Raw genomic sequence first — 23,601 nt, 5'->3', positions numbered from 1 at the left:
GCTGTTAACAATTGCCGGTCATGAACGGCTTATGCGCTGACCACGCAAGCCTGACCACTACCCTACGTACAGCGTGAGCAGGTAAGCTAAGAGCCCTGCTAAGGCACTGACGCCGATCCACAGAATCAGGTTCAGCTTGAAACGGTGCAGGGCCACCAACGACACCAGCAGCCAAAGCAGGCTCGGCCAGTGTAAGTCGGCAAACAAGAGGCTACCCGCAGGGAACAGTACCGCCTGACCCAGGTACACGGCCAAGTTAAGAATGACGCCTACGACTGCGGCCGTGATTACGCTGAGCGCGGTTTTGATGGAGGCGTTGGTTTGAGTGCGCTCGATCAGCGGCCCGCCCACTAGGATAAAGACGAAGCAGGGCAGGAAAGTGTAATAAGTCGTCAGTAACAAGCCCAGCGCGCCCAGCGCCAACGAGCCGCCAAAGTGCGAATAGCCCCCCATAAACCCTACGAAGGCCAGCACCATTATGAGTGGCCCCGGGGTGGTTTCGCCCAGCGCCAAGCCATCGAGCATCTGACCTTGAGTAAGCCAATGCAACTGCTGCACACTCACTTGGGCCACATAAGGCAGCACAGCGTAGGCGCCCCCGAAAGTGACCAATGCTGCTTGGGTAAAGAAAAGGCTCAAGCGACGCCAAAAGGGAAAATCAACTCCGAGCAAGTATAACAACGCTAGTGGTAACACCCAGAGCACTCCTGCCACCGCCGCCTGTCGGGCTAACCGCCTCGCCGAAAAGCCGATGCCTGCAACAATCGTCTGGGTAGTAAGGAAATATCCGGTTTCAGCTTGATGCGCGCAGCTTTGGGATGCCGCCGCGGTAGCCACCGGTGCAGGGTAAAAACGTTGTGCCACCAACGCAACGAGCGCCGCCCCAAGGATAATAAGAGGGAAGGGAATATTAAGCCAGTAAATACCCACGAAACTGCCCACCGCCAAGCCATAGTGAAGCGGGCTGATCAGCGACTTTTTACCAATCTTGAGCAGCGCCAGCAGAATGATGGCTACTACAGCTGGCTTCAGTCCCAGAAATACACTCTGCAGTGCCGGCAACGTGCCAACCGTGACATACAGAAGGCTAAGAATCAATAGGATAAATACCGACGGCAAAACAAATAAGATGCCTGCTGCCAGGCCGCCCCGAGTGCCGTGCAATAGCCAGCCAATATAAGTGGCCAATTGCTGCGCTTCAGGCCCGGGCAACAGCATGCAGTAATTGAGCGCGTGCAGAAACTTGGCGTCGGAAATCCAGCGCTTCTCTTCCACTAGCACGGTATGCATGATGGCAATCTGGCCGGCGGGCCCGCCAAAACTGATGAAACCCAGCTTCAGCCAGAAACGCAACGCTTCACCAAACGTCGGCTTGGAAATGGGAGGACGAGCAGGTGCCATGGTGCGCCCAAGTTACGTGCTGCTCTGTGCTGCGGCTTGCAACGGGCGGGGTAGCAAAAGGTAATTCTAAGCAGCACTGGTGGGCTACAACGCGGAGGGTACAGGCAAAAGGCAATGCTGGATCGAACTGGCCCGCTGCTGTCATGCCACTGCTGGTCAGGCCAACGCCGGAGCCAGCCACTTTGCTGTCAAACCTAGTGCCCTTTTACAAACGCGAAGCGCGCAAACGGAGGCTATTAGTTACCACCGACACCGAGCTCAGCGCCATGGCCGCTCCCGCAATCATGGGATTCAACAGAAAGCCGTTGAGAGGGTAGAGAAGCCCGGCGGCAATGGGAATGCCGATCAAGTTGTAGATGAAGGCCCAAAACAGGTTCTGGCGGATGGTCTGCACTGTGCGGCGCGAGAGCCGCAAAGCCTTCGGTACCAAGTTCAGATCGGAAGTGATGAGCGTCATTTTGGCCACGTCCATCGCAATATCTGAGCCGTGGCCCATGGCAATGCTCACATCGGCCTGGGCCAGGGCCTGTGAGTCGTTGATGCCGTCGCCAACCATCGCCACTACCTTGCCCTGGGCCTGCAACTGCTGCACAAAGGTGGCCTTGTCGCCGGGCAATACTTCGGCGCGGTAGTGCTGCACACCCACCTGCTCAGCTACCGCGCGGGCCGTTTGCTCGTTGTCGCCGGTGAGCATGTACACCGCTATGCCTTGCTCCTGCAACTGGGCCACAGCCCGGCGGGAGGTGTCCTTGACACGGTCGGCAATGGCTACCACGGCCAGTACTCGCTGGCTATTGGCGAAGAATACCACCGTTTTGGCCTGCAACTGCAGCTGCTCCGCGAGTTGCGCCACCGAAGGGTTAATTGCTACTTGGTTTTCCTGCAGCAGACGCCGGTTGCCGACGAGGTACCGCTCGCCCGCTGCCTGGGCTTCGACACCCCGGCCCGTCAGACTGCTAAAGCCTGTAAGCGGCGTAGCTTGGGACGCGGTGCCCGGCTGCAGGTAGCGCACCACAGCTTCGGCCAGTGGGTGCTCCGACTGGGCCTCCACTGCCATCAGCACCGCTGTTTGGGCCGGCCGATCGGCTTCGGGGCCAAACCAGTGCAAATCTGTCACTTCGGGCTTGCCTTCGGTGATGGTGCCGGTTTTGTCAAGCACGACGGCCGTAACCTTGTAGCCCAATTCGAGGCTCTCTGCGTCCTTGATCAGGATGTTGTGCTCGGCACCTTTCCCTACGCCGACCATGATGGCCGTAGGTGTGGCTAGGCCCAGCGCGCAGGGGCAGGCAATGACCAGCACCGTCACCAGCGCCAGCAGCCCGTGCGTCAAGGCGTTGTCGCCGCCGAGGAGTAGCCAGGCCACAAAGCTGAGCAGCGCAATGCCCATGACCACGGGCACAAAGATGCCGGCAATCTTGTCGACGAGCTTTTGCACCGGGGCTTTGCTGCCTTGCGCCTGCTGCACCATCTGAATGATCTGCGCCAATACAGTAGCGCCTCCCACTTTCTCGGCGCGGAAACGAAAAGCCCCTTTCTGATTTACCGTGCCGGCAAACACTTGCGCGCCGGCAGCTTTCTCCACGGGCACCGGCTCCCCGCTGATCATGCTTTCGTCGACGAAGGAGCTGCCGCTGGTTACCACGCCATCTACGGGCACTTTCTCACCCGGGCGGACCACCACCTCGTGGCCGATGCGCACCTGCACGGCGGAAATTTCCTGCTCCTGTCCGTCTTCCAGCACCCGCACTGTCTTGGGCTGCAGCCCCATCAGCTTTTTAATGGCCGATGACGTGTTGGACTTTGCCCTTTCTTCGAGCAGCTTGCCCAACAGGATAAATACAATGATGACCGTGGCGGCTTCAAAATACACGTGCGGGTGCACGCCACGGAGGTGCCAGAACTCCGGATAAACGGTATTGAAGGTGCTGAACAGGAAGGCAATGCCGGTGCTCAACGCCACCAGAGTATCCATGTTGGCGCGGCCGTGCCGGGCCTGCTTGTAAGCCCCCACGTAGAAGTTGCGGCCCAGCCAAAGCACCGGCAGCGACAGCACCAGCATAATCCAGTTGGCGTACGGGGCGTCCATCCAGAACATACCGAGCGCCACTACTGGGGCGGCCAGCACCGCCGCCCAGCTGGTTTTGCGCCGTAACTCTTGGTAATGCTGCTGCTGCAGCTCGGCTTGTTTGTCGGCGGCGTTGTCTTCGTCCACAATCATGTCGTAGCCGACGGACTGCAGGGCCTGCTGCAGCTGCGGAAGCTGCACCTGGGCAGGGTCGAAGGCGATGGCAGCCGTTTGCGTTGCAAAGTTGACGCCCGCCTCCGTCACTCCGGGCTGTGCCTTCAGCATCGACTCGGCGCTGGCTGCGCAGGAAGCGCAACTCAGGCCGGTGATGGGCACAGTTATCTGTTTTAGCTGACCGGCGCGGGCGCGGCGGGAAGGCAAAATGGTTTCGGTGTTCATAGCGGTAGACGGCCGAGCCGCCGGTTGCGTCCCAAACGAGGTGCAAGTAGCCGAGCGGGACGTTGCACAATTGTGGGGGAGGGTTGACCCAGTAGGGTAGGCCCACTTGGCCCCTGCAATGCGCTCTGGAAACTCGCGGGAAGCTTCTTGGTCCAGAAGCGGGGCCTGCAAATGCTCAGGCCATTGCTCAGCACAAGGTGCTGCGGTGCTCCCCGAGCTTGAGCCTGTCCAACCAAAAAACGCCTGGGTCAAGCCCAAGCGTTCCGGGGCAAGTCGCGACGGCGACGAGACTACGCTTGAGCCGGTTCGGCCTTGAAGCCAGCCTTCTCCACCAGCTCTACTACCTGCTGCGCGTTCAGGTCGCCGGTCACGGTCAGGATCTTATCAGGGTTATCAGTGTCCACCTGCCAGTTCCCGATGGCTTTTTCACCGTTGAGGGTCGGGGTGACGGCCTTTATACAGCCGCCGCAGTTGATGTTGGTCTTAAACTTCAACGTATTCATAATTCGGAAAGCGAAGGGTAGGGCCAGACTTGATAAAGTGCTGGCTAGGAATCGACGTATACAAAAGTACGTTTCACCCATGCCTACGGCCGTACACAATCCTTATCCGGAGTTATAAGATTCGCTGCAAACCGCAAGTGCTATAAACAGCACATAGGCTCCAAAAGGGGCTGGTTTTCAATGGCGAAGCAAAGTGCGGCTGCTGCTGATACAAGTTCCTAATGGGCCCTCTTTCTATTGAATGACGCTACTTTCCTAACGTGTCTTGTCGGCTGTTGAGCGTGAACAAAAAAGCCAGGAAAAGAAAAACCCTCCTGAGATATCAGGAGGGTTCTCTCTGGGGCGATAGATGGAGTTCAAGAGGCCAGGACCTATTAGGACAGTGAATCGTTGAGGGCGTAAATTGTAAGCTGCCCAAGTGAAAATGAGTTGCCACCACTCGGGCAACATGATCCTACTAGTGCCCTATTCCGAGGGAAACTGGCGCTGGAAGTGCAGTTGGAGGATGGTGTCGAGCTTTTCTTTGGTAAGGGGCTTGCTGACTAGGCCAGCAATGGGCAGGGAATTCATGCGGCCGAGGTCAGTCGAACTCATGGATGCGGTGTGCATCACGATGATAATGGACTTCCTGTGGGCCTCCGGCAACTGCTGGTAAGCTTCGACGAAAGCCATTCCGTCCATGCGCGGCATCTTCACGTCGAGTAGGACCAAGACCGGGCTGCTGGGCTGGGCTCGGGCGCTCAGCTGCTCCAAGGCCGCCAGGGCATCCACGCCGTCGGTGGCTGACAGATACTGGTCGGCTACTTCCAGCTTCCGGAGCAGGCGTTCGTTGAGGTCGTTGGTAAGCGGGTCGTCGTCGACCAGCAGCACACTGGCGATTTTTATCATATGTCGGAACGGGGCACTGCTGCAACGCCCAAAGCAGTCCACAACCTACCGGTTGCAGAAAAAAGGCGCCTCGCAAAGGTACCGCCTCCGTCGCGTTCTATGAAGCAAGCTCGATGAAGAATGTGGTGCCTTCTCCCTCCCGACTTTCAAGCCAGATTGCCCCACCGTGGAGCTCCACGATCTGCCGGGCGATAAACAGGCCGAGGCCGGTGGTGGTTTCCCCTTGCAGACCGGCGCGGCGCGTGGGGTTGAACTTGTCGAACAGCTGCGCGTGAAGTTTACTTGGAATACCGATGCCCGTGTCCTGCACCGTCACACGAGCCTTGCCTTGGTGCTCTCCCAGGCCTAAGGTGATGGTACCTCCGGCCGGGGTGAATTTTAAGGCGTTGTGGAGCAGGTTGTCAAGCACGCGGCCAAACTTTTCGGGGTGAAGGCGGACCTGCAGTGACGAGCCGGGTAAGTCTAGGTTTAGGGTTATTCCTTGCTTCTGGGCCGCTAGGGTGTGCCGATCCAGCTGCTTTTTGAGGTAGGTGTTCAGGTCGGTCGGGCGCTTCTCCAAGCCGTTCTGGTCAAGGTCGCCGACGTAGAGCACATCTTCCAGCAAGGCATGGGCGTGGGTGCAGGCCTGCTGGATGAGAGTGAAGTAGTGGCTCATTTCCGCCGGGGGTGGAGCCTCGCCGTTGCGGCTAGTCACCTCGCGCTGCAACAGGTCCACCATCAATTCGATGTGGGCAATGGGGCCCTTCAAGTCGTGAGTGGCTAGCTGCAGGATGGTTTCTTGAGCATCATAAACACGCTGAAGTTTGGCTTCCAGGTTTTTGCGCTCGGAAATATCCTCGAGGATGGTGTAGCCTAGCTCACCGCTTTCGTCGGGAAAGAGCACAGAGTGAACTTGGCACCAGAACGGGGTACCATCAGTGCGCACCAAAATGGTCTCGAGGGAGAAATAGGGTAGCTTGTGTTGCCAGAGCCGGGTTTGCAGCTCATTCCAGTCAGCGCAGCGGTCAGGGTGTGCAAACTCAACGATGCGTCGCCCGGTGAGCTCGTCGGGGCGGGTTAATCCGAGCATAGCCACTACGGCGGGGTTAGCCTGGCGAATTATTAAGTCGGGGGTAATGATTTTCTGGCCGAGTGGGGAGTTTTCAAACACCGCACGGAAGCGCATTTGGCTTTGCTCGTAGCGCTCCGCTAAGGCATCGTGTTCAATCTTGGCTACCATTGCGTGCAGCCTCCGGTTTTCCTCCCGCACGGCTTGCAGTTCCGTTTCCAAGGAACCTAATGGGGGCGTGTGGTCAGAACTTAGAGGCATGATGGGATAAAGGCAAGGTGCACAGGATCGTCATACGCAAAGGCAAAATCCCCGGTCATAGAAACCTTGCCCGCCTGCAGTTGCGGGCCAGGAGACGGATGAAGGTACCCAGTAAGAACAGGGATTAGGCCGCTGAAGGGACCGATGCGCGGGGCGTGCTCAACTTCTTGCTGCTCCAACGAGGGCGGCTTCTGCGCGCTCCACCAGTGTCTTGCCGGCCGCTTAAGTGCGGGCAAGCACTGCGTAAAAAACCCAAAAACAAAGAAACCTCCTGAGCTATCAGGAGGTTTCTAGTTGTGGTGATGGACGGAATCGAACCGCCGACACAAGGATTTTCAGTCCTTTGCTCTACCAGCTGAGCTACATCACCAGTTAGCCGTTTGTGGCTGATTGGAGCGCAAAAATAGACAGCGGATTCTACAACGCAAGATTTCTGCGAAAAAAAATCTTTGACCGGAAACGGATTACTTTTGTTCGCGTAGCAAAAGTATTAGGCATGCCTACTATCTTGCCGCCAACCATTCCCTCCCAACCGTGGTACAACAAATTCTCTTTCTGCTCGTCGCAGTCCTGGGCATAGGGCTGTTTGTGTGGCAGGTGCGAAAGATTCGCGCCAATATCTTAAAGGGCAAAGACCGCGTGATGGGCGGTCCAGTCAGTGAGCGGATAAACAAGACCATCTTGGTGGCCTTCGGGCAGCAGAAGATGTTCAAGCGCATCACCCCGGCCCTGCTACACCTCATCGTGTACGTCGGCTTTATCGTTATCAACATTGAGGTAATCGAAATTATGATTGACGGCATCTTCGGCACGCACCGAGCCCTGAGTTTTCTCGGCCCGGTGTACGACGTGCTGATGGCCACCAACGAAATTCTCGGTATCTTGGTAATCGTTGCGGTCATTGCCTTTTGGTGGCGCCGCAACCGCACCCAACCCGTGCGCCGCCTGACCGGCGTGGAGATGCGTGCCTGGCCGCGGCTCGATGCCAACGTGATTCTGTACGTGGAGATAGTGCTGATGACGGCTCTCTTCACCATGAACGCGGCCGACTTGAAGCTGCATCAGCAGCAGGGGCTGGATTTGCCGGGTACTTTCCCCGTTAGCTCGCTGCTGACGGGTCTGTTCCCAGACAACGTGGCGGCCTTGCACGTGCTGGAGCGCGTGGGCTGGTGGCTGCACATCCTGGGTATTCTGGCCTTTCTGAACTACCTGCCGTCCTCCAAGCACTTCCACATCATTATGGCTTTCCCGAACGTGTACTACACGCGTTTGGTACCGCAAGGCCAGTTCTCCAACGTGGACAGCATCACCCACGAGGTGAAGGCCATGATGGACCCAAGCTACGAGGTGCCTGCTGGCCCCGTGGACGCCGATGGCAACCCCGTGGTGCAGCGCTTCGGCGCCAAAGATGCCGACGACCTCTCCTGGCTAAACCTGCTCAATGCATACTCCTGCACCGAGTGCGGCCGCTGCACCTCGGTGTGCCCGGCCAACCTGACCGGTAAGCTGCTCTCGCCGCGCAAGATCATCATGGACACGCGCGACCGGATTGAGGAAAAATACGAGTCGCCGCTGATTTTCGCGCCAAACAAGTACAACGGCGACATCGGGGCCGATACGGAAGATGCGGCGCTGGTACGCGGCAAGGTGACGCCCGAAGAACTCTGGGCCTGCACCACCTGCAACGCCTGCGTGGAAGCTTGCCCCGTCAACATCAACCCGCTCGACAGCATCATCGAGATGCGCCGTTACCTGGTACTGGAAGAGTCGGCGGCGCCGCACTCGCTGAACGTGATGTTCTCCAACATCGAAAACAACGGCGCGCCGTGGGCTTTTTCGCCCTCCGACCGCTTTAACTGGGCCGACGAATTGTACGTGGCCGAGAAGGGGGCAGCAGTAGAAGCGAGGAGCTAGAAGGCTCCTCTCATTCCTGCTTCTCCTCACTCTATCTTCTGACTTCTAGCTTCTCAAATACAATGGCTGAGCAAGTAGCCAAGCGTCAAATCAACGTTCCCCTGATGGCCGATATGGCGGCCCGCGGCGAGCAACCCGAGGTCCTGTTCTGGGTAGGGTGCGCCGGTGCCTTCGACGACCGGTACAAGCGCGTGACGCGCGCTTTTGTGCGCATTCTGGAACACGTGGGAGTGAAGTATGCCGTGCTGGGCATGGAAGAAAGCTGCACCGGCGACCCTGCTAAGCGCGCCGGCAACGAATTCCTGTTTCAGATGCAAGCCATGCAGAACATTACCACGCTGGATGGCTACGGCATCAAGACCATCGTGACGGCCTGCCCGCACTGCTTCAATACCATCAAGAATGAGTACCCCGCACTGGGAGGCAACTACGAGGTAATTCACCACAGCACGTTCCTGCAACAGCTCATCAATGATGGCCGCGTGAAGGTGCAGGGTGGCGAGTCCTTCAAAGGCCGCCGTATCACCTTCCACGACTCTTGCTACCTCGGCCGCTCCAACAACATCTACGAAGCGCCGCGCGAAGTACTGGCCGCGTTGGACGCTGACTTGGTGGAAATGAAGCGCAGCAAAGCCAACGGTCTGTGCTGCGGCGCCGGCGGGGCGCAGATGTGGAAAGAGCCCGAGCCCGGCAAGAAGGACGTCAACATCGAGCGTACCGAAGAAGCTCTGGCCACCATCGACGGCAACGCGGCGGCGCTTGGTAGCCTGATGGGCGTAGAGAGCGGCAATGCTGGTGCCACGCCCGCTTCGCGGGAGGGCAACGGTATCATTGCCGTGGGTTGCCCGTTCTGCATGACGATGATGAGCGACGGCGTCAAAAACAAAGAGCGTGAAAACAACGTGCAGGTATTTGACCTGGCCGAACTGGTAGCATCGGCAGAAGGTCTGAACGCCTAGTACCGCGCCAGAAAAAGCTTGCCTAACTTGAGGCCCGCGCCCTGGGAACTTTGTTCGGGGCGCGGGTTTTTCTATTGTGACCGGGTGCTGCCAGGCAAGGTTGCCGGCGGTCTAAGCCCGCGTTGCGCTTACCTGTTCTTCCGTTATGTTCGTTCCCTTTCACGAACTCCCCGCTTTGGCCCGCATCTGGATATACCAGGCCAGCCGCCCCCTCACCGATGCTGAACTAGCGGTAGTGCAGCCAGCTTTGCAGCAGTTTTCCGAAGCATGGACAAGCCACGGCCGCCACTTGCGCGCTTCGGCTGAGTTCCGGCACCGCCAGTTTCTGGTCATCGGGTTAGATGAGGCTGTGGCCGATGCCAGCGGCTGCTCTATCGATTCCTCCGTGCGCTTTGTACGGGAGCTGGAAAGCGCGCTAAGCCTAGAGCTATTGGCCAAGGAGCAGCTGGCTTTTCTCGACGAAGCGGGCCAAGTGCAACTGCTGCATCGCCGCGACCTGCGCCAGGCCGTGGGCCAAGGCAAGTTGCGCCCCGATACGCTGTACTTTGACAATACGGTAAACCAGCGCAGTGCCTTGGATGGAGGATGGCCCGCACCTGCCGCCGCCACGTGGCTTTCTCGGTATTTTAGTGCTACTTAGAAAAAACGGGGGGGCGGGGCAGAATGATATCTAAACTTAGTATTATTGCTAGCCCCATCTTGGCCTTAAAGCGAACCACCCTGAAACACTTTTACCCCCACCTCCACCCCTTCTCTTTTCCACCTATGAGGAACCTCATCGTTGCTTGTGCGGCGGCTGGCTCCGTAGCTGCCTTGAGCGGCTGCGCTACGTCGGGCGGCCTGAGCAAGGCCGATAAGCGCTTTTCGCGCGGCGAGTACGAAACCGCCATCGAACTCTACAAAGCCGATGTGGCCAAAGGCAAAGACATTGCGCTGGCCAACTACAAAATCGGTGAAGCCTACCGCATGTCTAACCGCATCGAGCAGGCCGAGCAGTACTACAAGGCAGCGTTGGATGGAGGAGTAAAGAATGCCGATGCGCCTTTCCACTATGCCATGGCTTTGAAAGCCGCTGGCAAGTACGAAGAAGCTGCAACGCAATTTCAGCAGTACGCCCAAAGCGGTACCAACCGGGCGCTGGTAGCCCGTTCCGAACGTGAAGCGCAGAATGCCCAAGCCGCCACCCAGCTGCAGGCCATGCGCAACAACAACGAGGTAACCCCGCTGGATCAAGTAAACTCGGAGTCATCGGACTTCAGTGCTACCATCAAGCCGGATACCAAGGAGCTGATTTTTGCTTCGGGCCGCAACGGTAAGAAGTACCTCGGCAACGGTGAAGGCTTCAATGATCTGTACGCCATCAAATTCGACGACCTGGAAAAGATGACAGGGGGTACGGTCGTCTCGTTTGAGGATGTGGCGCAGACGGCAGGCGCGACGGCCTCGGCCGGGGCTGCTACGCCGAGCAAAGATGCTGGTAAGCCGCTCTTCAACAAGCCCGGCATGCACGAGGCTTCGGCCACGTTCTCGCCCGATGGCAAGATGATGGTCTTTGCCCGTTCCAACGATGGCTCGAAGAAGGGTTACTTGAGCGTAGACCTATTCGTGTCTTACTTCCGCGGCGGCACCTGGACGGAGCCCGAGCTGATCCGGGGCATCAATAACAGCAAGGCCGACGATTTCTCGCCGGTGCTCTCGCCCGATGGCCAGACGCTGTACTTCGCCTCGTCGCGCCCCGGCGGGCAAGGCGGTAACGACCTGTACAAGTCGACGCTGGGTGCCAACAACCGCTTCTCGACGCCCGAAAACATGGGCGACCAGATCAATACCCCCGGCAACGAAAACTTCCCCGGCGTAGCCCCTGATGGAACGTTGTATTTCTCTTCCGACGGGCACCCCGGCTTTGGTAAGCTGGACTTGTTCCGCGTGGAGAAGAACGGCAAAGTGACCAACCTCGGCGCCCCCATCAACAGCACCGGCGACGACTTCGCGCCGTACCTGACGGGCACCGACGTAGGCGTATTCTCGTCGAACCGCGCCGGTGGCAAGGGGTCCGACGACCTGTACATGTTCCGCAAGAAGCCGCTGAAGCTGGTAACGTTCTACGCCGAAGGCAAAGTGCTGGGCGTAAATGGCAAAACCGGCGTAACATCGCCGCTTGGTAACGAGACGGTGGACGTGCTGAACAGGGCCGGTCAGAAAGTGCAGAGCGTGCAAACGGCCGAAGACGGCTCCTTCAAAGTGAAGCTGGACACGTCGGCTACGTACTCACTGGTGGCCGACCGGGTTGGCTACTTCACGGCGCGCCAATCGGTGAGCACCGTGGGCAAAGTGCCGGCGCAGGATCAGCTGCCAAACGAGATGAACGACATCAGCTTGCCCGTAACGCTGACGCTGAACGAAATCATCAAGAACAAGGCCATCGTAGTGGAGAATATCTTCTACGATTACAACAAGTGGGATATCCGCGAGGATGCCGCCGCCGAGTTGGATAAGATGGTGCAGACGCTGGTCGATAACCCCGACATCAGCATCGAACTCAGCTCGCACACCGACTCGCGTGGTAAGGACGCGTTCAACCTGACCCTGTCGCAGAAGCGCGCGCAATCGGCCGTGGACTACATCATCTCCAAGGGCATCGACAAGTCGCGCATTACGGCCAAAGGCTACGGCGAAACGGCTCCGGTGGTGAAAACTGCGAAGACCGAGGATGAGCACCAGCGTAACCGTCGCACGGAGTTTAAGGTGACCAAGATTACGACTCCGTCGGGCAACTAAGTCCGCGTAAAGTCAACCAACAAGCAGCCCCTGCATCAATGGATGCAGGGGCTGCTTTGCGTTTAAGGCTTGTACTTGTCGAACAAGAAATGGGGGAAGCAAAGCTGGGCTGATACGTGCCGTGAAACTGGCATAGAAGTTGGCTTAAGCACCGCTGGCTGCTTCCTCACCGAAGCAGTTGCCTTTCTTTCCTTTACAGCTATGAAACGAACCTTACTACTGTGCCTGAGTCTGCTGTTGCTGGCTCAGGTGGCGCTGGCTCAGCCAGCAGGTATGGCCGTGCGCTCTGAGCGCGGCTTACCTTTCCGCTTACGCCTCGATGGCTACGCCATCGGGGGCCGCTACGGCCTCACGCAAGTGCGCTTCGATCGGCTGGCACCGGGCACCCATTGGGCTGAGTTTCAGATTCCGGCCAACGGTGGCGTGCTCAACTACCGCACCCGGGTACAGTTAATTCCGGGCCGCGAAACGCGCTTCGTACTCGTGACCCGTCGCGGCTACCCGCCTGTGCTGCAACGCTTCGATGAGGTGCCGCTGCCAGGCTGGGCCGGTGGCCGCGGGCGAGGCCCGGCGCGCGGCTACGAATACGGTTACGAGTGCCAGCCAACGCCTTATAATAGCCCCAGCGGCTGGCCTACTCCGGGCGGCCGCGACGACTGGTACGGCAGCTATGACGATGGCTACGGCCGCGACCCCTACACCCAACAGCCTTCGCAGCCCGCGCCGGGAGGCTACAGCAGCGGTGGGTACAACAACGGTGGCTATACCAATGGTGGCAGCTACGGCAATAACTACCGTCACCTGATGGAAGCGCAGGAGGTGGATGAACTCATCCGGGCTTTGCAGGCCCGTTCGTTTGATGACCAGAAGGTAGTGATGGCCAAGCAAGCCTTGGCCGAAAGCGACATCCGTAGCGAAGACCTGCGGCGTTTGCTCGGTGGAATCAGCTTTGACCGTGGCCGGCTCGATCTGGCCAAGTACGCGTACGGCCGCGTGGCTGACCGGCAGAACTTTTACCGGGTGTACGAGGTGTTTACCTTCGATTCTAGCGTGCGGGAAATGCAGCAATACATTGAGCAAAACCGCGGTGTGTAGCGGGTGATGCTACGCCATAGAGCCTGAGCGCCAGACTTACTGTAGCGCAAAAAAGAGGTGCCCCGACTCATAGAGTCGGGGCACCTCTTCGTTCATAAGTAGCCGGTTTACTAGCGTAGGCGGTCCATGGAACGCACCAGCTTTTCATCGCGGCGGATGAAGCGGTTGGCCAGCAGGTTGAGCAGCAGGGCTAGAGTGGGCAAGTAAAAGCCGGCTTCAAACTCGCCGGGAATTTTCGCGTTCAGCAGCTGATCAGCTTCGCGGATGTAATAAAAGCTGGCGCCGATGGTAGCCGAAATCAGCAGCAAATTGAGCGAACCAAGCAGTAATTGCGTCATGCGCTTGCGGAACTGAAAAATCTCGATGAGCGCCACCAGCGCTGATGCGGCCGCCAAGGCCGCAATGGCGTATGTGCCCATGCCGGGCACCGTGGGTGTAGACGACTGCAGTTGCGTGGCGGTGAGGGTCAGCGTTTGGTTGGTCAGCGGATCGGTTTTGGACCAAATCGGCAGAAACAGAACGCACGCCATGCTGATGGCTAGCAAAAGCAAAAACACGCTTTGGATTCTTTGTATCATCTTTGTTGTTGTGAGCTAAATCCGGTCTGATTGGGCCGGCAAAAGTAGCCAAAAGACTTAGCTAACCCGCATTTATCCAATGCCTGAAGCATACATTGTAGATGCTGTTCGCACCCCCGTCGGCAAGTTCGGCGGCGCGCTCAGTGCTGTTCGCCCCGATGATCTGGCCGCCGTGGTACTCCGCGAGCTGCTGCGCCGCAACTCGTCGGTGGACCCCCAACTGGTAGAAGACGTCATCATGGGCGCTGCCAACCAAGCCGGTGAAGACAACCGCAACGTGGCCCGCATGGCCTCTTTGCTGGCTGGCCTGCCCGCTACGGTAGGTGGCGTAACGGTGAATCGTTTGTGCGCCTCGGGCCTGCAAAGCATCATCGACGCGACCCGCGCCGTGCGCTCTGGCGACGGCGACCTGTACCTGGCCGGCGGCTCGGAGAGCATGACCCGGGCCCCGTTTGTGATGGCCAAGTCTGAAACGGCTTTTGGCCGTGACTTCACCGCCCACGACACCACCCTTGGCTGGCGCTTCGTGAATCCCAAGCTTTCGAAGCTGCATCACCCGTATTCCATGGGCGAGACGGCCGAGAACGTGGCCAAAAAGTACGGCATCACCCGCGAAGAGCAGGATCAATGGGCTTTCGAGTCGCAGCGTAAGTACCAGCGAGCCTTTGAGAAGGGCCGCTTCCGCCGCGAAATCGTTCCAGTATTCGTGTCGCAGCCCAAGACTGAGGCTGTGATGTTCGACACCGATGAACACCCGCGCCTGACGGCCCTAGAAAAGCTGGGTGCGCTCAAGCCCGCCTTCAACCCCAACGGCGGCACCGTAACGGCCGGCAACTCCTCGGGCATCAACGATGGCGCTGCCGCAAGCATGGTGGTGAGCGAGGAAATCCTGAAGCGCTTCGACCTGAAGCCGCTGGCCCGTGTGGTATCCACGGCCGTGGCGGGCGTCGATCCGGCTATCATGGGTATCGGCCCGGTGCCAGCTACCCAGAAAGCGCTGCAGCGTGCGGGCTTGACGGTAAACGACCTAGACCTGATTGAGCTGAACGAGGCTTTCGCCGCGCAGGTCATTGCCTGCTGCCGCGATTTGAACCTCGACCCCAGCAAAATCAACGTAAACGGCGGCTCTATTGCCATTGGCCACCCACTGGGGGCTAGCGGAGCCCGCATCACGGCTACGTTGCTGCATGAGATGAAGCGTCGCGACGATGTGCGCTACGGCCTCGCCACCATGTGCGTGGGCGTGGGGCAGGGAGCTGCCGTTATCTACGAGAAGCTGTAATGACTACCACGCCGGCCACCGACCTTCTGCAGCCTACGTTGCCGTTGCCGGTGGCCGGCGTGCGTTTACGACCTTTTCAAGCTGCCGATGCACCCGCTTTGGCTAGCCACGCCAATGACCGCGACATCTGGCTGAATCTACGCGACCGGTTTCCGCATCCGTACTCACTAGAAGATGCGGAGTGGTACATCAGCTTCGTGCACGGCGACGGCCGCCGCGACCTGCACCTGTGCATCGAGGCAGACGGCGAGGCGGTGGGCAGCATCAGTGTGCTGTTTCAGGGCGACATCAACCGTCGCGAAGCCGAAATAGGTTACTGGCTGGGTCGCCGCTACTGGGGGTACGGCATTGCGACAGCTGCTGCCCGGGCACTAGCCGAGTATACCTTCGCGCACTTTGAGGTGTGTCGGTTGTTTGCCACCATTTTCGAATACAATCCTGCTTCAGGGCGGGTGTTGGAGAAGGCCGGCTTTGCGTTTGAAGCCCGCCTGCGCAAAAGCATTACCAAGGATGGCCGGACCGTCGATGGTCTGCTGTACGCGTTGGTCAACGAATGAGGAATGATGGAGAAGGGGCAGTTTTGTTTCTTGTATGTCACGCATGCGCGCCGCCAAGCGCTGTAGCACCCGCATGGTTCCTGCTCCGTTCTGATTCCTCATTCAATTAATGTGCGTTACTTCCTCGAACTCGCCTACGACGGCACCCGCTACTGCGGCTGGCAGATACAGCCCAATGCCCCGAGCGTGCAGCAGGAACTGGACCGCTGCCTCTCGCAAATTCTGCGGCAGTCTGTGTACAGCCTCGGTAGTGGCCGCACCGATTCGGGCGTGCACGCCAGTCACCAGGTAGCGCACTTCGACGCGGAACTGCCCTCGCAGTTGGACACCACGCAGTTACTGTACCGCCTTAATCGTGCCCTGCCACCCGACATCGGCGCTTACGCCCTTACGCCGGTGCAGTCCGATGCACACGCTCGTTTTGGGGCCGTGGCGCGCTCCTATGAGTACCACGTGGTACTGCGCCGCGACCCGTTTCGCCGCGACCAAGCGTTGTGGCTCGACAAAGCGCCCGACGTGGACGCTATGAACGAAGCAGCGCAGTATTTGCTCGGTCAGCGTGACTTCACGAGCTTCTCGAAGGTGAAAGGCGCCGAGACGCACTACGTCTGCTGGGTACATGAGGCCGGCTGGCACCCCACGCCGCACGGGCTGATGTTTCGCATCCGGGCCAACCGCTTCGTGCGCGGTATGGTGCGGCTCGTGGTGGGTACCTTGCTTGATGTAGGACGCGGGCGGCTCACGCCAGTGCAGTTTGCCGAGGTATTGCACCGGCAGCAGCGCATTGCCGCCAGCGGGGCGGCACCGGCTCAAGGCTTGTTTTTGAGCCGCGTAGAGTATCCGCCGGAAATATTGTTGCCTGATTGGGCAGGGAAGAGGCCCTTCTTCGTGACTGACGCTGATTTGCAGCCGCATTACTGGAAGCAAGAGCGAGGCTAATCAAAGCTAAGCCAGAGACTAGAGCAAGGTTCCCCTCCTTAGATGAGGAGGGGTTAGGGGTGGTTGACCTACTCGTGAGCGATTGAAAAAAGCAAGCTTAGCAGGACTGACGCGACAGGTAGCCTGAATCTTCTATCTCTAGTCCATCAACCACCCCAACCCCTCCTCATCTGAGGAGGGGAGCTAGCTCTAGCTTTAGTACGGCTTAGGCTTTTCTGTGCGTGCCTCGTTGCGACTGCCGTAACTTGCCGGGCGTTTGGGTGGTTAAGACCACTACGCCTTTCCCAACCTGACTTAATCTGCTGCCCGTGGAGCCTGCTGCTACTGCAACTACCGCCAAAGCCGGCAATATCTTCGACTGGCAGGTGCTACGACGCCTGCTGGTGTACGTGCGGCCGTACCGCGCCATTTTCTTTCTGCTCATCTTCCTCACCATTGCCACGGCGGTGCTGGGCACGGTGCGCCCGTTTCTGATTCAGCAGATGGTGGACGTGCAGATCAGCAACGGCGACTGGCCGGGGCTGAACCGTATGTTTGCCTGGCTGATGGGAATACTAGTGGCGCACACCGGCGTGAGCTACCTCCAAACGTACTACGGCGGCTGGCTGGGCCAGTACATAGTGCGCGACATCCGCGTGGACCTCTACCAGCACATCCTGAATCTGCGGCTGCAGTTCTTCGACCGTACGCCCATCGGGGTACTGGTGACGCGCAATATCTCCGACGTAGAAACGCTGTCGGATGTGTTTAGCGAAGGGCTGGCGGCTATGATCGGTGACATCCTGCAGTTGCTGTTCATCATGGCGTTCATGTTTTACATCGATTGGCGCCTGACCTTGGTGAGCCTGTCGGTGATTCCGCCGCTGCTGTTGAGCACGTACGTGTTCAAGGAAAAAGTAAAGAAGTCTTTTCAGGAGGTGCGCACAGCCGTAGCCAACCTCAATGCCTTCGTGCAGGAGCACCTAACGGGGATGGGCATCGTGCAGATTTTCGGCAATGAGCAGCGTGAGTTCCGCAAGTTTGAGAAGCTGAATCAGGAGCACACCCGCGCCAACATCCGCTCGGTGCTGTACTACTCGGTGTACTTTCCGGTGGCCGAAGTGCTGGCGGCCGTAGGCGTGGGCTTGCTGGTGTGGTACGCAGCCCAGGGCCAGATTGAGGGCACCATTTCCAAGGGGGCGCTCATCGCCTTTATCATGTACAACGCGTTGTTTTTCCGGCCCATCCGACAGATTGCGGATCGTTTCAACACCTTGCAGCTGGGCCTGGTGAGCACCGAACGCCTGCTGAAGCTGCTCGACAGCAAAGAATTCATTGCCGACGAAGGCACGCGCCGGCCCGAAACCCTGCGCGGCGACGTAGAGTTCCGCCGGGTGTGGTTCTCGTACAAGGAAGTTAGCGAGGCCAGCGAGCCGGAATGGGTGCTGCGCGACATCAACTTCGAAGCCAAAGCCGGGCAGACGGTGGCTTTTGTGGGTGCTACCGGCGCCGGCAAAACCAGCATCATCAACCTGCTTTCCCGCTTCTACGATATTCAGAAGGGCGAAATCTGTGTGGATGGTCACGATCTGCGCGAGTACGACCTGAAGGCTCTGCGCCGCCACATTGGGGTGGTGCTGCAGGATGTATTCCTGTTCAACGGCACCATTCAAGACAACATCACCCTCGGCAACCACACTATTAGCGAAGCCCAGATCTGGGACGCCGCCCGCTTAGTAGGGGCCGATAAATTCATTGAGCGCTTGCCCGGCGGGCTGCAGTACAAGGTGATGGAGCGCGGCGCTACGCTGTCGGTAGGGCAGCGCCAGCTTATTAGCTTCGTACGGGCCCTGGTATACAACCCGCGCATCATCATCCTGGACGAGGCCACCTCGTCGGTCGATTCTGAAACGGAGGAAATGATCCAGCAGGCCATCGAGAAGTTGATGCTGGGCCGTACCTCCCTCGTTATTGCCCACCGCCTAAGCACAATCCAGAAAGCCGACCGCATCATCGTGCTCGACCGCGGCGAAATCAAGGAAAGCGGGCAGCACGAGGAGCTGCTACGCCTCGGTGGCTACTACGCCCAGCTGTACCAGATGCAATACGTGAACGAGTAAATGAGCGCGTGAGCAAAGTGCTCATGCTCTATCCGTCTCACTACTCATTTACACTACAACTCATTCCCCTTTCATGTCACGTTGGTTTTTAATTATCGGCGGGGTGCTGCTGGTTGGCTTTGCAAGCGTGTACGCCTACCTGGGCGGCTTCAGTAAGCCCGATATCGAGCAGCTGACCACGCCACAACCCATCTTCTTGGCCGGCCGCTACTACGAAGGCATTCCCGATAACCAGTTCGGCAAGCTGTTCAGCCAAGCCAACGAGCTTTACCGCAAAGGCACTATCAAAGGAACCCTCGGCAACATCTACTACAACGACCCCGAGGCAGAAGGAGAGGAGGTTAAGGCTTTTATCGGGCTGGTAGTGGCTGATACCACCCAGCAACTGCCGGTGGGCTACCGCTACCGGGTGTTTCCGGCCGGGCAGCGGGTGCTGCAAGCCCGCGTGGAAGCCAGCTTTATGCTGGCGCCGGGCCGGCTGTACCCGGCGCTGAAAGAAGCGCTGAATGAACGTGAGCTCAAGTCACAGAACGTGTTTCTGGAGCAGTTTCCCGAAGACGCGCCAGCCGAAATGCTAGTGGTGGTGGCTGGTTCGGGTCAGTAAGCCCTTAACCGAACCTCGTGCCTAAGCCTCAACAAATGTGTTTTGCTCGGGAAGACAGTGTCTTTCGGCAGCAGCTTGAATCGCAACCCCTGGCTCAGACTACGCGGTACTTCAGAGCGCAAAGGCAATAAAAAACCCGCCGAACAAGCTGTTCGGCGGGTTTTTGTCGGAGTGGCAGGATTCGAACCTGCGACCTCCAGCACCCCATGCTGGCGCGATACCAGGCTACGCTACACCCCGAGCGTGGCGCCTTTCGGGAAGGCGGCCTTTTACATTGTCCAGAAAAAAAGCGCTGGTATCAGCTTCTTTCCTTTTCGTAGTCGGGGTGGCAGGATTCGAACCTACGGCCTCTACGTCCCGAACGTAGCGCGCTACCGGGCTGCGCTACACCCCGTTTTCGGACAATGTGGGTGCAAATGTACGCACCTCTGAAGTTAAACTGCAACTCTTGAGGTGATAAATTTTATAGGCCCGCTGGATGCAAATATTAGGCACGAAAGTTGGCACTGACCGCGTTTAGGGAATAGTCGAGCTTGATGGCCCGATAAAAGCCTAGCTCATCCTTGCAAAAAAGAGTATCTTTGAGTCCTGACACGCAGTCGTTTCCACCTATGAAAGCGTTTGTCTACACTATTATGCTTGTAGCGCTATCCGGCGCTGCCACGGCCCAAACTGCATCCGTTACACCGGCGCTTATCACCTCGGATTCCGTGCAGAAAAAAATTGATGGGCCGAATATTACGTTCAACGTTGAGGCTAATCCGGTCAACAACACCCTGCGCGTGCGTACCAACGCCAAGGGGCCGATGCAGCTGGAGGTCAACGATGCCGCCGGGCACCCCGTGTTGACCAAGGCTCTGTCGGCCAATGGCGCGGCTATGTCGGTGCCGCTGGGGAACCTGCCCGCCGGCGCCTATGTGGTACGCTGCATGGTGGCCGATAAGACTTTTATGCGCCGCGTAACGCTTGGGCAATAGCCTTGGGCTAGCCGGTCAGTAGTTTTGCCTCCCGACATTCGCTGTCGGGAGGCTTTTCATTTTTATTTGCTGCCGTCGCATGGCTACGTTACTGTCGTATTGGGAGAAGCAGTCTTTCCTGCAAGGCTTTGATGTAGCCGTAATAGGTGCAGGTTTGGTGGGCCTAACGGCCGCCATCTATACCAAGCGCCAGCGCCCCAAGGCGCGGGTAGTAGTACTTGAGCGCGACACCCTGCCCAACGGTGCTAGCACCAAAAACGCTGGCTTTGCCTGTTTTGGGAGCATTTCCGAACTGATTGAGCAGGAAAAGAAGGGCGGCACCGACGCTTTGCTGTCGGTGGTGCGCTACCGCTGGGAAGGCTTGCAGATGCTGCGCCAGCTGCTCGGCAACGAAGCCCTCGGCTACGAACCAGTTGGCGGCTTTGAGCTGTTCTCGCCAGCCGATGAAGAAGTTGCGCACGTTTGCCGGCACCAACTGCCGTACTACAACGAACTGTTGGCATCAGTCATCGGCGAGGCAGTAGTCTTCCGCGACAGCAGCCACCGCTTGGCGGAGTTCGGCTTTGCAGGAGTGCATGCCTTACTCGAAAATGTAGCAGAGGGCGCCCTCGACACCGGCCGTATGATGCACGCACTATTGCGCCTGGCTTGGCAAGAAGGCGTGGTGGTGCTCCATGGAGTGCCCGTGCAAGCAATAGAGCCTGGGTCAGCCTGTATACAGCTGAAAACGCCCTTGGCGAATATAGAAGCAGGACAAGTGCTGCTGGCTACCAATGCTTTCAGCCGCCAATTTTTCCCTGACCTCGACGTGGTGCCCGGTCGCGGGCAAGTGCTCGTTACGGAGCCCATCGAAAACCTGCGCCTGTCTGGCACCTTTCACTACGATGCCGGCTACTACTACTTCCGCAACGTGGGCAACCGCCTGCTGCTGGGCGGCGGCCGCAACCTCGACTTCGCAGCCGAAGCCACCACTGAGCCTGGCCTGACGCCACTGGTACAGCAGCAGCTGGAGCAATTGCTATACGAAGTAATACTGCCGGGGCAGCGTCCCACCATCGAGCACCGCTGGAGCGGGGTAATGGGCTTCGGGCAGGAGTTAGAGCCGTTTATTGGAATGTTAGCTCCAAACGTTTACGGTGCGCTACGCTGCAATGGCATGGGCGTGGCTATGGGGGCAAAGAGTGGTTGGCGTGCAGCTGAGCTAATGGGCGGTTAGTAGTCCGCGCTACAGTCAGGCTTACGCTTCCTCACTCTGCAACTGACGCTCGTACAGCGCGCGGTACAGCCCAGCCTGATCAGCCATGAGCGCCTCGTGGGTACCGTGCTGCACGATGCAGCCGTCGTCGAGCACCAGAATATGGTCAGCGAGCTTGACCGACGATACCCGGTGTGAAATAATCAGGCTGGTGCGGTTGCGCATGATGCGCTGCAGGCTGTCCAGAATGACGTTTTCCGTTTTGGTGTCCACAGCCGATAGCGCATCGTCGAGGATAAGGATACTGGGCTCCTTTACCAAGGCGCGAGCAATGCTGACGCGTTGCTTTTGCCCGCCCGAGAGCGTAATGCCTCGTTCGCCCACTTTGGTGTCGAAGCCTTCCGGAAAGCGGATGATGTTCTCGTACACGTCGGCGTCCTTAGCAGCCTGCTCCATTCGTTCCTTCGGCAGCTCATCGAGGCCAAAGCCGATGTTGTGGCCAATGGTGTCGGAGAACAGGAATACATCCTGCGGCACGTAACCAATCTGGCTGCGCAGTGAAGTAAGTGAGTAGTCGCGCACGTCTACCCCGTCGACGAGGATGCGACCGTCCTGCACATCGTAAAGGCGGCAGAGTAGGTTGGCAATGGTGCTTTTGCCCGAGCCGGTATTGCCGATGATGGCCAGCGTATGGCCCGGCTGGATGCGGAAAGATACGCCTTTGAGGGCTTCAATGCCGGTGTCGGGATAAGTAAACGACACGTTGTCAAATACAATGTCGCCTTGGATGGGTTGCTCGATGTTTTGGCGCGAAACGATGTCGGTTTTCTGATCAAGGAACTCGTTGATGCGGGCCTGCGAAGCCTCGGCGCGCTGCACCAGCGAGGAAGTCCAGCCCAGCGCCGTTACGGGCCAGGTCAGCAGGTTCACATAAATCAGGAATTCGGCAATAGTACCCGTGGTGATGGTGCCGCGGATAACCTCCTGACCGCCAACCCAGACCGTGACGATGGTGCTGACGCCGACCAGAAACAGAATCAGCGGAAAGAACAGCGAGTTGACGAGGTTTAAGCTCAGTGACTTCTCCCGGTACGTATCTGAGGCGGTGCTGAAGTTGCGGTGCGAATCCTGCTCGCGCACAAAAGACTTCAGCACCCGAATGCCCGAGAAGGCTTCCTGCACGAAGGTCGTCATGTTCGACAGGGCCTTCTGAATCTCATCGGACTTCTTCTCGATCAGGTTGTTGACGTAGAAAATGCTGATGCTCAGGATAGGTAGCGGCAACAAGGTGAGCAGTGTGAGCTTCACGTTGACCACCAGCATCAGCGGCACGATCAGCAGAAACAGGATGACCAGCTGCAGGAAATACATGATGGCCGGCCCGATGTACATGCGCACGCGCCCTACGTCCTCCGAAATGCGCGACATCAAGTCGCCGGTACTATTGCGGCGGTAGAAGCTCAGCGGCAGCGACTGGTAGTGCTGGTAGATTTCGTTTTTCTGGTCGTTTTCGACGTGCCGCGACATCACGATTAGCGTCTGGCGCATGAAGAACAAGAATACCCCACGCAGCAAGGCCAGCAGGATAATCAGCGCGCCGTACAGGATGATGTTGCGGCCGAACAAACTGTATACACTCTGTTGAGCTTCGGTGCCACCGAAGAGGTGGTAGAGGTCGATGCCTTCCTGCACCAAGTCGAAGGCATAGCGCACCACTTGGGCCGGAAAAATGGCCAGCAGCGTGCTCAGGGCCACGAACAGCACCCCACCGAGGAAGTGCCATTTGTAGCGAATCAAGTACTTGTCGGTAGCGCGGAGTGCTTTCACGAGCGGGTGGAAAAGAGGCCGCTAAGGCCCGCTTGGGGAACGTTGCCGGTGGGCTGAAGTCGGAAAAACGGGTTACCTTTGCGCCCGGTTTCGGGGCCTTGGCCAAAGGTACTGCGTGGAGGGTAGTCAGTAATCAGAAACCGATTACGACCGCCTTTTGTGTTCGGTAACTGTGGGTGGGCACCGGTAACCAGCCGTCGACCCCATTCCCAACCCATTCCCACAACAATTT

Annotated in this window: 19 protein-coding genes and 3 tRNA genes; 12 read left to right on the top strand and 10 right to left on the bottom strand. The window is 58.3% G+C overall.

Annotated elements, in window-relative coordinates:
* Window positions 1-57: 57 nt before the first annotated feature.
* The 6 genes from chrA to AC5FXY_RS02600 all read right to left on the bottom strand — a co-directional run bounded on the left by chrA (window position 58) and on the right by AC5FXY_RS02600 (window position 6,935).
* Complete coding sequence (chrA, locus tag AC5FXY_RS02625) at window positions 58-1,401, bottom strand: chromate efflux transporter (RefSeq protein WP_493555071.1); 1,344 nt, start codon at window positions 1,399-1,401, stop codon at window positions 58-60.
* 205 nt (window positions 1,402-1,606) lie between these two features.
* Window positions 1,607-3,865 carry a heavy metal translocating P-type ATPase gene (locus AC5FXY_RS02620; protein ID WP_493555070.1) on the bottom strand — a complete coding sequence of 753 codons (2,259 nt, stop codon included), beginning with the start codon at window positions 3,863-3,865 and terminating at the stop codon, window positions 1,607-1,609.
* A 290-nt stretch (window positions 3,866-4,155) separates the two neighbouring features.
* Window positions 4,156-4,368, bottom strand: a complete 213-nt coding sequence (locus AC5FXY_RS02615) for a heavy-metal-associated domain-containing protein (RefSeq protein WP_493555069.1) — start codon at window positions 4,366-4,368, stop codon at window positions 4,156-4,158.
* Window positions 4,369-4,833: 465 nt separating this feature from the next.
* Window positions 4,834-5,256, bottom strand: a complete 423-nt coding sequence (locus tag AC5FXY_RS02610) for a response regulator (protein WP_493555068.1) — start codon at window positions 5,254-5,256, stop codon at window positions 4,834-4,836.
* A gap of 97 nt (window positions 5,257-5,353) precedes the next feature.
* Entirely contained in the window at window positions 5,354-6,565 is a 1,212-nt protein-coding gene (locus tag AC5FXY_RS02605) for a PAS domain-containing sensor histidine kinase (protein ID WP_493555067.1), read from the bottom strand.
* A 297-nt stretch (window positions 6,566-6,862) separates the two neighbouring features.
* Window positions 6,863-6,935 (bottom strand) — tRNA-Phe (locus AC5FXY_RS02600).
* Between the two features lie 164 nt (window positions 6,936-7,099).
* On the opposite strand from AC5FXY_RS02600, the gene AC5FXY_RS02595 reads away from it, so the two are divergent.
* The 5 genes from AC5FXY_RS02595 to AC5FXY_RS02575 all read left to right on the top strand — a co-directional run bounded on the left by AC5FXY_RS02595 (window position 7,100) and on the right by AC5FXY_RS02575 (window position 13,311).
* Window positions 7,100-8,479, top strand: a complete 1,380-nt coding sequence (locus AC5FXY_RS02595; protein ID WP_493555066.1) for a 4Fe-4S dicluster domain-containing protein — start codon at window positions 7,100-7,102, stop codon at window positions 8,477-8,479.
* A gap of 104 nt (window positions 8,480-8,583) precedes the next feature.
* The gene (locus AC5FXY_RS02590) at window positions 8,584-9,438 is read left to right on the top strand and encodes a (Fe-S)-binding protein (protein WP_493555312.1); all 855 of its coding nucleotides are present in this window, start codon (window positions 8,584-8,586) and stop codon (window positions 9,436-9,438) included.
* Between the two features lie 145 nt (window positions 9,439-9,583).
* A complete protein-coding gene (locus tag AC5FXY_RS02585) occupies window positions 9,584-10,078 on the top strand; it encodes a hypothetical protein (RefSeq protein WP_493555065.1) in 495 nt (164 codons plus the stop codon).
* 125 nt (window positions 10,079-10,203) lie between these two features.
* Entirely contained in the window at window positions 10,204-12,216 is a 2,013-nt protein-coding gene (locus tag AC5FXY_RS02580) for a CHU_0125 family OmpA-like outer membrane integrity protein (protein ID WP_493555064.1), read from the top strand.
* A 201-nt stretch (window positions 12,217-12,417) separates the two neighbouring features.
* Window positions 12,418-13,311 carry a proline and serine-rich protein 1 family protein gene (locus tag AC5FXY_RS02575; RefSeq protein WP_493555063.1) on the top strand — a complete coding sequence of 298 codons (894 nt, stop codon included), beginning with the start codon at window positions 12,418-12,420 and terminating at the stop codon, window positions 13,309-13,311.
* A gap of 110 nt (window positions 13,312-13,421) precedes the next feature.
* Here the strand turns inward: AC5FXY_RS02575 and AC5FXY_RS02570 are convergent, their stop codons facing one another.
* Entirely contained in the window at window positions 13,422-13,889 is a 468-nt protein-coding gene (locus AC5FXY_RS02570; protein ID WP_493555062.1) for a DUF4293 domain-containing protein, read from the bottom strand.
* 79 nt (window positions 13,890-13,968) lie between these two features.
* Here AC5FXY_RS02570 and AC5FXY_RS02565 point away from each other — a divergent pair, with 79 nt between their 5' ends.
* The 5 genes from AC5FXY_RS02565 to AC5FXY_RS02545 all read left to right on the top strand — a co-directional run bounded on the left by AC5FXY_RS02565 (window position 13,969) and on the right by AC5FXY_RS02545 (window position 19,370).
* Window positions 13,969-15,171 (top strand): thiolase family protein, encoded by a 1,203-nt coding sequence (locus tag AC5FXY_RS02565; RefSeq protein ID WP_493555061.1) that lies wholly within the window; start codon window positions 13,969-13,971, stop codon window positions 15,169-15,171.
* Complete coding sequence (locus tag AC5FXY_RS02560) at window positions 15,171-15,728, top strand: GNAT family N-acetyltransferase (RefSeq protein ID WP_493555060.1); 558 nt, start codon at window positions 15,171-15,173, stop codon at window positions 15,726-15,728. The genes AC5FXY_RS02565 and AC5FXY_RS02560 overlap by 1 nt, the downstream gene beginning before the upstream one ends.
* A 111-nt stretch (window positions 15,729-15,839) precedes the next feature.
* Entirely contained in the window at window positions 15,840-16,667 is an 828-nt protein-coding gene (truA, locus tag AC5FXY_RS02555) for a tRNA pseudouridine(38-40) synthase TruA (protein ID WP_493555059.1), read from the top strand.
* Window positions 16,668-16,975: 308 nt separating this feature from the next.
* Window positions 16,976-18,766 carry an ABC transporter ATP-binding protein gene (locus AC5FXY_RS02550; protein WP_493555058.1) on the top strand — a complete coding sequence of 597 codons (1,791 nt, stop codon included), beginning with the start codon at window positions 16,976-16,978 and terminating at the stop codon, window positions 18,764-18,766.
* A 73-nt stretch (window positions 18,767-18,839) separates the two neighbouring features.
* Window positions 18,840-19,370: a hypothetical protein gene (locus AC5FXY_RS02545; protein WP_493555057.1), complete on the top strand. Its 531-nt coding sequence runs from the start codon at window positions 18,840-18,842 to the stop codon at window positions 19,368-19,370.
* Window positions 19,371-19,536: 166 nt separating this feature from the next.
* Here AC5FXY_RS02545 and AC5FXY_RS02540 read toward each other — a convergent pair.
* Window positions 19,537-19,610 (bottom strand) — tRNA-Pro (locus tag AC5FXY_RS02540).
* A gap of 80 nt (window positions 19,611-19,690) precedes the next feature.
* Window positions 19,691-19,764: transfer RNA gene (locus tag AC5FXY_RS02535), tRNA-Pro, on the bottom strand.
* Window positions 19,765-19,981: 217 nt separating this feature from the next.
* Here AC5FXY_RS02535 and AC5FXY_RS02530 point away from each other — a divergent pair.
* Window positions 19,982-20,347 (top strand): T9SS type A sorting domain-containing protein, encoded by a 366-nt coding sequence (locus AC5FXY_RS02530; protein WP_493555056.1) that lies wholly within the window; start codon window positions 19,982-19,984, stop codon window positions 20,345-20,347.
* 79 nt (window positions 20,348-20,426) lie between these two features.
* Entirely contained in the window at window positions 20,427-21,563 is a 1,137-nt protein-coding gene (locus tag AC5FXY_RS02525) for an NAD(P)/FAD-dependent oxidoreductase (RefSeq protein ID WP_493555055.1), read from the top strand.
* A gap of 21 nt (window positions 21,564-21,584) precedes the next feature.
* Here AC5FXY_RS02525 and AC5FXY_RS02520 read toward each other — a convergent pair whose 3' ends face one another.
* Entirely contained in the window at window positions 21,585-23,369 is a 1,785-nt protein-coding gene (locus AC5FXY_RS02520; protein WP_493555054.1) for an ABC transporter ATP-binding protein, read from the bottom strand.
* Between the last annotated feature and the right edge of the window lie 232 nt (window positions 23,370-23,601).

It is taken from the genome of Hymenobacter sp. FMD4, assembly GCF_058932745.1.
The sequence above is the reverse complement of the archived record's forward strand: the minus strand, read 5'-3'. Positions and strand labels throughout refer to the sequence as shown.

Coding starts and splice junctions, on each gene's coding strand:
- AC5FXY_RS02545 (WP_493555057.1), top strand. CDS start 18,840: ATGTCACGTTGGTTTTTAATTATCGGCGGGGTGCTGCTGGTTGGCTTT.
- AC5FXY_RS02565 (WP_493555061.1), top strand. CDS start 13,969: ATGCCTGAAGCATACATTGTAGATGCTGTTCGCACCCCCGTCGGCAAG.
- AC5FXY_RS02525 (WP_493555055.1), top strand. CDS start 20,427: ATGGCTACGTTACTGTCGTATTGGGAGAAGCAGTCTTTCCTGCAAGGC.
- AC5FXY_RS02585 (WP_493555065.1), top strand. CDS start 9,584: ATGTTCGTTCCCTTTCACGAACTCCCCGCTTTGGCCCGCATCTGGATA.
- AC5FXY_RS02620 (WP_493555070.1), bottom strand. CDS start 3,865: ATGAACACCGAAACCATTTTGCCTTCCCGCCGCGCCCGCGCCGGTCAG.
- AC5FXY_RS02530 (WP_493555056.1), top strand. CDS start 19,982: ATGAAAGCGTTTGTCTACACTATTATGCTTGTAGCGCTATCCGGCGCT.
- AC5FXY_RS02580 (WP_493555064.1), top strand. CDS start 10,204: ATGAGGAACCTCATCGTTGCTTGTGCGGCGGCTGGCTCCGTAGCTGCC.
- chrA (WP_493555071.1), bottom strand. CDS start 1,401: ATGGCACCTGCTCGTCCTCCCATTTCCAAGCCGACGTTTGGTGAAGCG.
- AC5FXY_RS02610 (WP_493555068.1), bottom strand. CDS start 5,256: ATGATAAAAATCGCCAGTGTGCTGCTGGTCGACGACGACCCGCTTACC.
- AC5FXY_RS02575 (WP_493555063.1), top strand. CDS start 12,418: ATGAAACGAACCTTACTACTGTGCCTGAGTCTGCTGTTGCTGGCTCAG.
- AC5FXY_RS02590 (WP_493555312.1), top strand. CDS start 8,584: ATGGCCGATATGGCGGCCCGCGGCGAGCAACCCGAGGTCCTGTTCTGG.
- AC5FXY_RS02615 (WP_493555069.1), bottom strand. CDS start 4,368: ATGAATACGTTGAAGTTTAAGACCAACATCAACTGCGGCGGCTGTATA.
- AC5FXY_RS02560 (WP_493555060.1), top strand. CDS start 15,171: ATGACTACCACGCCGGCCACCGACCTTCTGCAGCCTACGTTGCCGTTG.
- AC5FXY_RS02570 (WP_493555062.1), bottom strand. CDS start 13,889: ATGATACAAAGAATCCAAAGCGTGTTTTTGCTTTTGCTAGCCATCAGC.
- AC5FXY_RS02605 (WP_493555067.1), bottom strand. CDS start 6,565: ATGCCTCTAAGTTCTGACCACACGCCCCCATTAGGTTCCTTGGAAACG.